Genomic DNA, 12,572 nt, shown 5'->3' on the forward strand with positions numbered 1-12,572 from the left:
CGCATGTTTCCGCCCGCCGCCACCGCGGCCGAGTTCGACCAGCTGACCCGCGCGGACCTGCTGCCCGCGGCACGAGACCTGCTCCGGACGCTCGGCGAGCCCGGCGAACCCGTGCCCTTCGCCGACGGCTCGCTGCCGGTGTACGCAGTCGGCGACCAGCTCGTCCTGAAGCTCTATCCGCCGGTGCACCGCGACGAGCTGACTACCGAGCGCACCATGCTGGAAGTCCTGTCCGGCAAGCTCCCCGTCCCCACCCCGGGCGTCGTGCACGCCGGAACGCGCGACGGCTGGGGTTACGTGGTGATGGAACGGCTGCGCGGACGCCCGCTGAAACAGGTCTGGCCCGGACTGTCCACAGCGGACAAGCTCGCGCTCGCCCCGAAGATCGGCGAGGCGCTGTCCGCCTTGCACTCCGTGCGCGATCCGCGATTGTCCGTGCTCGCTCCCGCGGACTGGACCGCGTTCCTTGCCGCGCAGCGGGAGAAGCTGGTCGACCACCACCGCGCGACCGCACTGGACGAACACTGGCTCGCCCAGCTGCCGGAGTTCGTCGGCGCGGTCGACCTGGGCACGCCGGAAACCGCGCCGTTGCACACCGAAGTCATGCGCGACCATCTGATGGTCACCCGCGAAGGGGAGGGCTGGCGGCTGTCCGGCCTGTTCGATTTCGAACCGGCGATGCGCGGCGCGCCGGAATACGAGTTCGCCGCGGCCGGATTGTTCGTTTCCGGCGGCGACCCGGCATTTCTGCGGAGTCTTCTGCTCGCTTACGGTTACCGTCCCGCCGACCTCGGCCCGGACTTCTCGCGCCGTTGCCTCGCGTACGCGCTTCTGCACGTGTACAGCAACTTCCGCTGGTACCTCGAAGTGCTCCCGGCGCCGAAAGAACCTACTTTCGCATCCCTTGCCGACGCATGGTGGGGCGTCTGAAGGGTACCCCCGGACCACCCCGCGACATACCCCCGTAAAAAGGAGTGAAATACGCGACAACCCGGCGATCGCGACGGACACTGGAACCGTTCCCGGGGTACACAGGGGCCGGGACCAGAAGGAGGACCGCCGTGACTGCCGAGTTGAACCATCGGGAGCGGGCAACTCTGCGTGCCGTCGCCGAGGGACACGCGGAAATCAGCTGCAGCTGCGAACCGGACCTGTTCGTCGACGGGTTGAGCTGCTGCGACCAAGGCACTGTCCGCGACCTCGTCCGCAAGGGGCTGATCGAGCCCGCCGAGGACGGGGAGTGCGGAGAGCGGGTGCGTGCGGTGCTCACCGAGGCCGGGGTGCTCGCGTTGGGCGGAAAGCCCGTCGCTGCTTGATCTTCTCCGGGCGGGGTCCGGTGCGCGAGCTAGCCGCGCACCCACTCCTCCCCCAGTTCGACCGCGACCGCCTCGCCGCCGGTGAGGTCGGCCAGCCAGCCGCTGAATCGTTCTTCCTCGCCGGGCGACAACCCGACCTCGAAGTGCGCCGCCGCTTCGAACCGCGTCTCGTGCAGCACGTACGGCGAAGCGCGGAGATCGTTCTCGAAGCGGCCCGCCCGGGTGTAGTCCATCGTTACGTCGAACAGCCGCAACCGCCGGTACTCCACCAGGCCTACCGCGTCGAGCGCGTCCGACACCGCCTGTCCGTACGCCCGGATCAGCCCGCCCGCGCCGAGCAGCACGCCGCCGAAATGCCGGGACACCACCGCGACCGTGTCGGTGACTTCGCGGCGGCGCAACACCTCCAGCATCGGCAGCCCGGCCGTCCCGGCGGGCTCGCCGTCGTCGCTCGAACGCTGGGTGCGGCCGTCCGGGCCGAGGACGAACGCGTGACAGTGGTGCCGCGCCGCGGGTTCGGCCCGCCGGCGGGCCGCGATGACCTCCCGCGCGGCCGCTTCGTCGGCCGCCGGCGCGAGCGCGCACAGGAACCGTGAACGCCGTATTTCAATCTCGTGCAGCCCGGCCACTGCCACGGACAGATAACGATCAGTCATCGGCGCTCCCCCTCACGACCCCCAGTCAACCAGTCGCGAGCCAGGGGTTGACACCCGGCAGGCAGACAGGTTTGCGCAGGTCAGCGGCTTCGCCGACCGCGTGGCGGGAGAGACGGCCCGGCATATGGGAGTACCCCGGAGGGCGTCAACGTATGCGTGGCCTTTCCCACGAGAGCGCGATGACGTATGTCGATCACAGCGAATTCACACTATCGTCATAAGACCCGGCGAACCCGGGAGTCACCACCACGCGCCCCGGCCGGCCCCCACCACACAGGCCGACCCCGGCGCGTGCGCCTGTACAGCGACGTGCAGAACCTTTTCCGCCGCCCATCGCCGTGCGGTGACAAACCATCCGGCACCCGGCCCGGTCGTCGACCGGCCGCGGTCAGCCACGCCTCGCGACGCAGTGCCGCGCCTCGCGACAGCGGAGGCACCGGATGGTTTCCCTTCTCGACTGACCATCGCGGTTTCGGACCACTTCGTTAACCGGTTCAGTGCTGAACACCCCTTCGGAGTGAAAGAAACCGCGCCAACGCCTTGGGAGGCGGCCAGCCGTGACCCACCGTTCGAGCACCCCGGCCACCGACGGCCTTTACGACCCCGCTTACGAGCACGATGCCTGCGGGGTGGCGTTCGTCGCGGACCTGACCGGTCGCCGAGACCATCAGATCGTGACGAAAGCCCTTGTCGCGCTGAAGAACCTGGAACATCGCGGGGCACGCGGGGCGGAACCGGACACCGGGGACGGCGCGGGCCTGCTGATCCAGGTGCCCGACGCGTTCTACCGCGAGGTCGCCGGGTTCGAGCTGCCCCCGGAGGGCAGCTACGCCGTCGGCACCGCGTTCCTGCCGAAGGACGAGAAGCGCCGCGGCCGCGCCATGACCACCATCGAGCGGATCGCCGCCGAGGAGGACATGCGCGTGGTGGGCTGGCGCGAGCTGCCCGTCGACACCGCGCACTGCGGCCCGACCGCCGCGCAGACCATGCCGCACTTCACCCAGCTGTTCCTGGCCGGGCGCAAGAACAATCTCGACGGTCTCGCGCTCGAGCGCGCCGCCTTCTGCGTGCGCAAGCGCGCCGAGCACGCGCTGGCCGAGGACGACGTCTACTTCCCCTCGCTGTCCTCGCGCACGATCGTCTACAAGGGAATGCTGACCGAGCCGCAGGTCGAGAAGTTCTTCCTCGACCTGGCCGACGAGCGCGTGACGAGCGCGATCGGCCTGGTGCACTCCCGCTTCTCCACCAACACTTTCCCGTCGTGGCCGCTCGCGCACCCGTACCGCTACGTGGCGCACAACGGCGAGATCAACACGCTCAAGGGCAACCGCAACTGGATGGACGCCCGCGAGGCGCTGCTCGAGACGGACCTGATCCCGGGCGACCTCAAGCGGATCTACCCGGTCATCACCCGCGGCGCGAGCGACTCGGCGTCCTTCGACGAGGTGCTGGAGCTGCTGCACCTCGGCGGGCGGTCGCTGCCGCATTCGGTGCTGATGATGATCCCGGAGGCCTGGGAGAACCACCAGGAAATGGACCCCGCGCGCCGCGCCTTCTACGAGTTCCACTCCACGCTCATGGAGCCGTGGGACGGACCGGCGCTGGTGGCGTTCACCGACGGCGCGCAGATCGGCGCGGTGCTGGACCGCAACGGCCTGCGGCCGGGCCGCTACTGGGTCACCGACGACGGGCTCGTGGTACTCGCCAGCGAGGTCGGCGTGCTGGAGCTGGACCAGTCCAAGATCGTCCGCAAAGGACGGCTGGAGCCGGGCCGGATGTTCCTCGTGGACACCGTCGCCGGCCGGATCGTCGAGGACGAGGAGATCAAGGGCCAGCTCGCCTCCGAGCACCCGTACGACGAATGGGTCGACGCCGGGCTGCTCCGTCTCGAGGAACTGCCCGAGCGCGACCGCGAGGTCCCGCTGCACGCCGCGCTCGTGCGCCGGCAGCAGGCGTTCGGCTACACCGAGGAAGAGCTGGAGACCATCCTCGAGCCGATGGCCCGCACCGGCGCGGAGCCGATCGGGTCGATGGGCAACGATTCGCCGCTCGCGTCCCTTTCGTCGGGTTCGCGCCCGTTGTTCGACTACTTCATCCAGCTGTTCGCCCAGGTGACCAACCCGCCGCTGGACGCGATCCGCGAGGAGCTGGTGACCGCGCTCGGCACGCAGATCGGCGCGGAGCCGAACCTGCTGGCCGCGGACGCGTCGTCGTGCCGCCGGATCGTGCTGCCGTTCCCGGTGCTGGACAACGACCAGCTCGCGAAACTGGTGCACGTCAACGACGACGGCGACCTGCCGGAGTTCCAGGCGGTCACCGTGATGGGCCGTTACCACGTGCACGGCGGCGGCGAGGCGCTGGTCCAGCGGCTCGACGAGATCCGCGCCGAGGTGTCCGAGGCGATCGAGGACGGCGCGCGGCTGATCGTGCTGTCCGACCGCGGGGTCGATGCCGACCACGCGCCGATCCCGTCGCTGCTGCTCACCGGCGCGGTGCACCACCACCTGGTGCGGGAGAAGACGCGCACGCAGGTCGGCCTCATCGTCGAGGCGGGCGACGCGCGCGAGGTGCACCACATCGCGCTGCTGGTCGGCTACGGCGTGGCCGCGGTGAACCCGTACCTGGCGATGGCGACGGTCGAGGAGATGGCGCACCGGGGCCTCATCCCGGGCGTGACTCCCAAGCAGGCCACCGCGAACCTGATCAAGGCGCTCGGCAAGGGCGTCCGCAAGACCATGTCCAAGATGGGCGTGTCCACGGTGGCCTCCTACACCGGCGCGCAGATCTTCGAGGCGGTCGGGCTCGGCGCCGAGGTGATCGACACCTGTTTCACCGGAACCACCTCGCGGCTCGGCGGCGTCGGCTTCGACACGCTCGCCGAGGAGGTCGCGCAGCGGCACGTGCGGGCCTTCCCGGTCGACGGCGTCCGGGCGAGCCACCGCGAGCTGGAGACCGGCGCGGACTACCAGTGGCGGCGCGAGGGCGAACCGCACCTGTTCAACCCGCAGACGGTGTTCAAGCTGCAGCACTCCACGCGGTCCGGGAAGTACGAGATCTTCAAGGAGTACACGAAGGCGGTCAACGACCAGGCCGAGAAGCTGCTGACGCTGCGCGGGCTGTTCGACTTCAAGTTCGGCGAGCGCCCGCCGGTGCCGATCGAGGAGGTCGAACCGGTTTCGGAGATCGTGAAGCGGTTCGCCACCGGGGCCATCTCGTACGGCTCGATCTCGATGGAAATGCACCAGACGCTGGCGATCGCGATGAACCGCCTCGGCGGGAAGTCGAACACCGGCGAGGGCGGCGAGGACCCGGAGCGGCTGTACGACCCGGAGCGCCGCAGCGCGGTCAAGCAGGTCGCGAGCGGCCGGTTCGGCGTCACCAGCGAGTACCTGGTGAACTCCGACGACATCCAGATCAAGATGGCCCAAGGCGCAAAGCCCGGCGAGGGCGGGCAGCTGCCCGGCGGCAAGGTGTACCCGTGGATCGCGAAGACGCGGCACTCCACGCCGGGCGTCGGGCTGATTTCCCCGCCGCCGCACCACGACATCTACTCGATCGAGGACCTGGCGCAGCTGATCCACGACCTCAAGAACGCCAACCCGGACGCGCGCATCCACGTGAAGCTCGTGTCCGAGGTCGGCGTCGGCACGGTCGCGGCGGGCGTGTCCAAGGCGCACGCGGACGTCGTGCTGATCTCCGGACACGACGGCGGCACCGGCGCCTCGCCGCTGTCCTCGATCAAGCACGCGGGCGGGCCGTGGGAGCTGGGACTGGCCGAAACGCAGCAGACGCTGCTGGCCAACCGGCTGCGCGACCGGATCGTGGTGCAGACCGACGGCCAGCTCAAGACCGGCCGCGACGTGATGATCGCGATGCTGCTCGGCGCCGAGGAGTTCGGTTTCGCGACCGCGCCGCTCGTGGTGTCCGGCTGCATCATGATGCGCGTCTGTCACCTCGACACCTGTCCGGTCGGCGTCGCGACGCAGAACCCGAAGCTGCGCGCGAAGTTCAGCGGCAAGGCGGACTACGTGGTGAACTTCTTCGAGTTCATCGCGCAGGAGGTCCGGGAGTACCTGGCGGAGCTGGGTTTCCGGTCCGTCGAGGAGGCCGTTGGCCACGCCGAGCTGCTCGACAAGCGCAAGGCGGTCGACCACTGGAAGGCCGCCGGGCTCGACCTGTCGCCGATCTTCCACGTGCCCGAGCTGCCGCCGCGCGCGGCGCGGCACCAGACCGTCAAGCAGGACCACGGGCTGGACAAGGCGCTCGACAACACGCTGATCCAGCTCGCCGAGGGCGCGCTGGCGGCGGGCGACAAGGTGCGGCTGGAACTGCCGGTGCGCAACGTGAACCGCACCGTCGGCACCATGCTCGGCTCGGAGCTGACGAAGAAGTGGGGCGGGGAAGGGCTTCCCGACGACACCATCGACGTCACCTTCACCGGCACCGCGGGCCAGTCGTTCGGCGCGTTCGTGCCGAAGGGCATCACGCTGCGGCTGTACGGCGACGGCAACGACTACGTCGGCAAGGGCCTTTCCGGCGGGCGGATCATCGTGCGGCCGCCGAAGGAATCGCCGATCGTCGCCGAGGACCACATCATCGCCGGCAACGTGATCGCATACGGGGCCACGAGCGGCGAGATCTTCATCCGCGGCCAGGTGGGCGAACGGTTCTGCGTGCGCAACTCGGGCGCGCTGGCGGTCGTCGAGGGCGTGGGCGACCACGGCGGCGAGTACATGACCGGCGGCCGGATGGTCGTGCTGGGCCGGATCGGCCGCAACTTCGCGGCGGGCATGTCCGGCGGCGTCGCGTACGTGCTGGACCTTCCGGCGCACCGGGTCAACCCGGAGATGGTCGACATCGACCCGCTGGACACCTCGGACGTGGACTTCCTCCGCGAAACCATCGAAAAGCACTACAACGAAACGGAATCCGCCGTCGCGCGGGCCTTGCTGGCGGACTGGGACAGTGCGGTCGACCGGTTCGGCAAGGTCATGCCGAAGGACTACAAGCGCGTGCTCGCCGCCCAGGTCGCGGCCGAACGCGACGGGCGGGACGTGAACGAGGCGATCATGGAGGCCGCACATGGCTGACCCCAAGGGCTTTCTGACCACCACGCGCGAGGAACCGAAGCGCCGTCCGGTGGACCTGCGCCTGCTGGACTGGCGAGAGGTCTACGAGGACTTCGCGACGACCAAGCTGGAGAAGCAGGCCGGGCGCTGCATGGACTGCGGCATCCCGTTCTGTCACCAGGGCTGTCCGCTCGGGAACCTGATCCCGGAGTGGAACACGCTGGTGTGGCGGGAGGACTGGCAGCTGGCCGCGGAACGGCTGCACGCCACGAACAACTTCCCGGAGTTCACCGGCACGCTGTGCCCGGCGCCGTGCGAAACCGCGTGCGTGCTCGGCATCAACGACGACCCGGTGTCGATCAAGCGGGTCGAGATCTCGATCATCGACCGCGCTTTCGAGGAAGGCTGGGTCACGCCGCAGGTCCCGGTCGCGAAGACGGGCAAGAAGGTCGCCGTCGTCGGGTCCGGTCCGTCCGGACTGGCCGCCGCGCAGCAGCTGACCCGCGCGGGCCACACCGTCGTGGTCTACGAGCGGGCGGACAAGATCGGCGGGCTGCTGCGGTACGGCATCCCCGAGTTCAAGATGGAGAAGTTCCGGCTCGACCGCAGGCTCGACCAGATGCGGGCCGAGGGCACGGAGTTCCGGACGTCGGTGAACGTCGGCGTGGACGTCACCGTCGAGCAGCTGCAGTCCGACCACGACGCGGTGGTGCTGGCGGGCGGCGCGACGGCGTGGCGCGACCTGCCGGTCCCGGGCCGCGAGCTGGACGGCATCCACCAGGCGATGGAGTTCCTTCCGCCGGCCAACCGGGTCGCCTCGGGCGAACTGGAGGAGTCGCCGTATTCGGCCAAGGGCCTCGACGTCGTGGTCATCGGCGGCGGCGACACCGGCGCGGACTGCGTCGGCACGTCGCACCGCCAGGGCGCGAAGTCGGTGACCCAGCTGGAGATCATGCCGAAGCCGCCGGAGTCGCGTTCGGAGGCGCACCCGTGGCCGATGTACCCGATGATCTACCGGGTCTCGTCCGCGCACGAGGAGGGCGGCGAGCGGCTCTACTCGGTCAACACGCAGGAGTTCCTGGCCGACGAGAACGGCCGGGTGCGGGCGCTGAAGCTGGTCGAGGTGCGCAACGAGGGCGGCAAGTTCGTCCCGGTCGAGGGCACCGAAACCGAACTGCCCGCGCAGCTCGTGCTGCTGGCGATGGGCTTCCTCGGGCCGCAGCGCGAGGGCCTGCTGACCGAACTGGGCGTGGAGCTGGACCAGCGCGGCAACGTCGTGCGGGACAAGAACTTCCAGACCACTGTGGACAACGTGTTCGTGGCGGGCGACATGGGCCGCGGGCAGTCGCTGATCGTGTGGGCGATCGCGGAGGGCCGCTCGTGCGCGGCCGGCGTGGACGCCTTCCTGACCGGCCGGGGCGTGCTCCCGGCCCCGATCGCGCCGACCGACCGGCCGATCTCCTGAGGGCTCGGAGCAGGCGCGTCACCGTCGCCGCGCCTGCTCCGTTCGGTTTCGGGATTAGTGCGTCACTGGCGCCGCGCTGATCCCGGCTGTCGGACGGGTGCGACAACGGCGTCGCACCCGTCCTTTTTACTGCGCGGCACCGTCGTTGTAGGCGACCTCGCCGCCCACCACGGTCGCGCCGACGCTGATCTCCCCGATTCGTTCCGGCTCAACGGTAAGCAAATCGTCACTCAACACCGTGAAGTCGGCCAGCTTTCCGCGGCTCAACGTGCCCTTGAGCTTTTCCTCGTGCACCGCGTACGCCGAACCGACCGTGTACGCGCGCAGCGCTTCCAGCGGAGTCACCGCCTCGTCCGGCGCGATCGGCTGCCCGGCCGCGGTCCGTCGGTTGACCATGTCGTGGATGCTCAGCAACGGCGACGCCGCGACCACCGGCGCGTCCGTGCTGCCCGGCAGGACCACTCCGGCGTCGAGGAAGCTCCGCATCCGATACGCCAGCCGGCTGCGTTCCGGTCCGAGCGCGGCGAGCAACCCGTCGCCGATCTCGGACAGGAACCTGCCCTGTGGCACGGGAATCACGCCCAGCTCGGCGATCCGGGCGACCGCGGCGTCGTCGGCGACCGCGCAGTGTTCGATGCGATGCCGGACGTCCTCGCGCGGGTGCTTCTGCTGGGCCTCCTCGTACGCGTCGAGCACGGCTGCGAGGGCCGCGTCGCCGATCGCGTGCGTGGCGATCTGCCAGTGGCACCGGTGCGCTTCGAGGGTGTAGCGGCGCAGTTCGTCCGGCTCGAACAGCATCAGTCCCTGGTTGCCGGGAGTGTCCTCGTATTCGCAGCACATCGCGGCGGACCGGCCGATCAGCGAACCGTCGGAGAGAATTTTGACCGGGCCGACGCGCAGCCGGTCGTCGCCGATGCCGGTGCGCAGGCCGAGATCGAGGCCGAACCATTCGCCGCCGGGTTCGAACGGGCCGCAGTCGCGCAGAGCGGTGATGTAGGGCATCACCGTCATCCGCACGCCCAATTGCCCGCGTTCGCGGGCGCGCTGGAAGGAATCGAGGTCGGCGCGGCCGTGGCCGATGCCGTCGACGGTGCCGATGCCGGGTTCGGTGACGCTGGTCAGGCCGTCGGCGAGGGCGGCGTGCGCGCCCGCGGCGATGTTGGCGATGACCTCTTCGGTCGGCTCGGGGCGCAGCAGGCGGTCGACGAGCACGGTCGCGCGTTCCTGCAACAGCCCGGTGGCGCGGCCGTCCTCGTCGCGCACCACCGTGCCGCCGGGAACGTCCGGCACGCCCAGCCGGTCCGGATAGCCGGCCAGGGCGAAGGCTTCGGTGCTCGCCACGGCCATGTGCCGCGACGTGTGGGTGAGCCAGACCGGCCGTCCTCCGGCGGCGCGGTGCAATGCTTCGGCGGTGGGGTGCGCGCCGATCTTGTTCTGGTCGTAGCCCGCGCCGGTGACCCAGGCGCCGGCGGGCAGCGTCGCGGCCCTTTCCGCCACCGCGCGGTAGAGCGCGTCGAGCGTCGGCGCGGCCTCGGCGGAGACGTCCAGTTCGCGGATTCGCTTGCCGCGCATGCTCAAGTGGTGGTGCGCGTCGTTGAGACCGGGGACGACCGGCGCGCCGCCGAGGTCGACCACCACGTCCGCGGAGAGGCCGCGGACCTCGTCGTCGAACCCGACGATCCGGCCGCCGAGCACGCCCAGCGCGGTCGCTTGTGGACGGTGCGGGTCCAGCGTAGTGAATCGTCCATTGTGGAATAACGCATCGAGACGCACTGGGTTCATCCTTGTCGGGTCAGGGTTTTCTCGGAACCGGCGACGGCTGCGGTGCGGCGGGCGAGCGCCAGGACGCAGGTGAGGGTCAACGCGAGCAGCACGACGTGGTACACGACGACCGGCCAGATCGCGCCGTGCGTCGCGTTGAGCAGCGCCTGCGCGATGAATGGCGTCGTCCCGCCGAAGACGGTGCTGCACAGCTGGTAGGACAGCGAGATCCCGGTGTAGCGCAGGTGGATCGGGAAGCCGCGGGTGAGGAATCCGGCGAGCACCGCGTAGTAGCCGGAGCCGCACACGGTCGCGACCGCGATGCCGACGAACGCCAATCCCGGGTTGCCGGACGCGATCAGCAGGTACATCGGCACGGTCACCACGATGTTGGCCGCCAGCGAGACGGCCATGAACCGGGTTTCGCCGACGCGTTCGGCCAGCCGCGCCGCGACCGGCTGCCAGCAGAACTGCACGACGGACGCGCCGAGCAGCACGTACAGCATGGTCTGGCGGCCGATGCCGAGTTCGTTCGTGGACCAGGCGAGGACGAACGTGTTGCTGAAGTACGCGGCGGCGATGCCCATGATGCTCGCGCCGATGCCGAGCAGCACGGTCCGCCAAGCTGTCCGCACGACCTCGACCAGGGGCACCTTCGCGACCGCGGCGTTCGCCTTGGCCCGCACGAACTCCGCCGGCTCCTCGACCTTCAGCCGGATCAGCAGGCCCAGCGCGACCAGCGCGCCGGACAGCAGGAACGGCACGCGCCAGCCCCAGGTCAGGAACTGCTCGTCCGGCAACGCGCTGACGGCGAGAAAGACCACTGTGGACAGAATCGACCCGGCGGGCGAACCCTGCTGGGCGAACATGGCGAAGTACGACCCGCGTCCGGCGGGCGCGTTCTCCGCGGCGAGCACGACCGCGCCGCCCCACTCCCCGCCGACCGCGACGCCCTGCACCGCGCGAAGGGCGACGAGCAGCAACGGCGCGGCGATGCCGATCTTGGCGTATGTCGGCAGCAGGCCGACCGCGAAGGTCGCGAAGCCCATCAGCAGCAGCGTGACGACCAGCGTGTTCTTGCGCCCGACCCGGTCTCCGAGGTGGCCGAACACGATGCCGCCCAGCGGCCGGGCGAGAAACCCGACCCAGAACGTGCCGAACGCGGCGAGCACGCCGGTCGCCGGGTTCAGCCCGGGGAAGAACAGCTTGCCGAAGACCAGCGCGGACGCGGTTCCGTACAGGTAAAAGTCGTACCACTCGATCGCCGTCCCGGCGAAGGAGGCGAGCGCGGCGCGGCGGCCGGCGGCGGTTTCGTGGTTCACGGGCTACTCCCTGGCGGCGGTGTTCCCCAGAGTCTTCGTCCCGGGACCTATGCTGTCCAATACCTGTCTGGCCCCATTCCAATACCTCGGAGGCATAGGCGTGGAACTGCGCGTGGTGCGTTATTTCCTGGCCGTGGTGCGAGAAGGCTCGGTCACCGCCGCGGCGCGCACGGTGCGGGTCGCGCAGCCGTCGCTGTCGCGGCAGCTGCGCGCGCTGGAAGCCGAACTCGGGGTGGCGCTGTTCTCGCGCTCCCCCGGCTCGTTGACGCTGAGCGCGGCGGGCACCCGGTTCGTGCCGATCGCCCAGGACCTGGTGCGCCGTGCCGAGGAAGCGGGCGCGGTGATGGCCGCGATCGGCCGGACCGAGGACACGCCGCTGACGCTCGTCGCGCCGCCGAGCACAGTGGACAGTCTGCTGGCCCCGTTCATGGCCACCGGCAAAGCCGGACCGGTGCTGCGGGACGCGTTCCCAGTCGCGCCGGACCAGGTTTTCGACCGGCTCCTGCACAGCAGCGCCGACCTCGGCATCTCGACGTCCCCGCCGCCCGCGCAGCTGGAAACCGCCGCGCTGGGCCGGGTCCTGGTCTCCGCGCAGGTCCGGCCGGACCACCGCTGGTACGAGGCGAAGTCGATCCTGCTGGCCGAACTGGCCGCCGAACCGCTGCTGGTGATGAACCGCAGCAACGCCGCGCGCCTGGTCGTGGACGAGGCGTTCCACCGCGCCGGGCTCGTGCCGTCCGAACTGAACGAGACGGGCTCCCCCAGCGTCGCCCAAGCCCGCGCCGCCGGCCGCGGCGAGGTCTGCCTGGTGACCGACCTGGTCCGGTTCGGACTGCGCGCCATCCCGATCGAAACCCGCGACGGACGGCTCACGGTGCCGCTGTACGCGGGCTGGCGACGGGATCACTACGCCCGGCCGTCGATCCTGGCGTTGATCGAGGGATTACGGGAGTTTCGTGGCGCGTTGGGCGAATGAGGCGTAC

General features: G+C 70.1%; 8 protein-coding genes. 5 read left to right on the forward strand and 3 right to left on the reverse strand.

The features are described from left to right. Window positions 1-3: 3 nt before the first annotated feature. Both CU254_RS28380 and CU254_RS28385 read left to right on the forward strand, forming a co-directional pair. Complete coding sequence (locus CU254_RS28380; RefSeq protein ID WP_009081579.1) at window positions 4-930, forward strand: phosphotransferase; 927 nt, start codon at window positions 4-6, stop codon at window positions 928-930. A 131-nt stretch (window positions 931-1,061) separates the two neighbouring features. Further along, complete coding sequence (locus CU254_RS28385) at window positions 1,062-1,316, forward strand: hypothetical protein (protein WP_009081581.1); 255 nt, start codon at window positions 1,062-1,064, stop codon at window positions 1,314-1,316. Window positions 1,317-1,345: 29 nt separating this feature from the next. Here CU254_RS28385 and CU254_RS28390 read toward each other — a convergent pair whose 3' ends face one another. Further along, window positions 1,346-1,972, reverse strand: coding sequence for a YigZ family protein (locus CU254_RS28390; protein ID WP_009081583.1), 627 nt, complete (start codon window positions 1,970-1,972; stop codon window positions 1,346-1,348). Between the two features lie 557 nt (window positions 1,973-2,529). On the opposite strand from CU254_RS28390, the gene gltB reads away from it, so the two are divergent. Both gltB and CU254_RS28400 read left to right on the forward strand, forming a co-directional pair. Further along, on the forward strand, window positions 2,530-7,062 hold the full coding sequence (gene gltB / locus CU254_RS28395; protein WP_009081585.1) for a glutamate synthase large subunit: 4,533 nt from the start codon (window positions 2,530-2,532) through the stop codon (window positions 7,060-7,062). After that, on the forward strand, window positions 7,055-8,506 hold the full coding sequence (locus CU254_RS28400) for a glutamate synthase subunit beta (RefSeq protein ID WP_009081587.1): 1,452 nt from the start codon (window positions 7,055-7,057) through the stop codon (window positions 8,504-8,506). The genes gltB and CU254_RS28400 overlap by 8 nt, the downstream gene beginning before the upstream one ends. A 126-nt stretch (window positions 8,507-8,632) precedes the next feature. Here the strand turns inward: CU254_RS28400 and CU254_RS28405 are convergent, their stop codons facing one another. Both CU254_RS28405 and CU254_RS28410 read right to left on the reverse strand, forming a co-directional pair. Beyond that, window positions 8,633-10,279 (reverse strand): amidohydrolase, encoded by a 1,647-nt coding sequence (locus tag CU254_RS28405; RefSeq protein ID WP_037715100.1) that lies wholly within the window; start codon window positions 10,277-10,279, stop codon window positions 8,633-8,635. A gap of 5 nt (window positions 10,280-10,284) precedes the next feature. Then, the gene (locus CU254_RS28410; protein WP_009081590.1) at window positions 10,285-11,589 is read right to left on the reverse strand and encodes an MFS transporter; all 1,305 of its coding nucleotides are present in this window, start codon (window positions 11,587-11,589) and stop codon (window positions 10,285-10,287) included. A gap of 100 nt (window positions 11,590-11,689) precedes the next feature. On the opposite strand from CU254_RS28410, the gene CU254_RS28415 reads away from it, so the two are divergent. Further along, a complete protein-coding gene (locus CU254_RS28415; protein ID WP_037715102.1) occupies window positions 11,690-12,565 on the forward strand; it encodes a LysR family transcriptional regulator in 876 nt (291 codons plus the stop codon). The last annotated feature ends 7 nt before the right edge of the window (window positions 12,566-12,572 follow it).

Origin of the sequence: Amycolatopsis sp. AA4 (genome assembly GCF_002796545.1) — a bacterium.
Lineage (GTDB): Bacteria > Actinomycetota > Actinomycetes > Mycobacteriales > Pseudonocardiaceae > Amycolatopsis.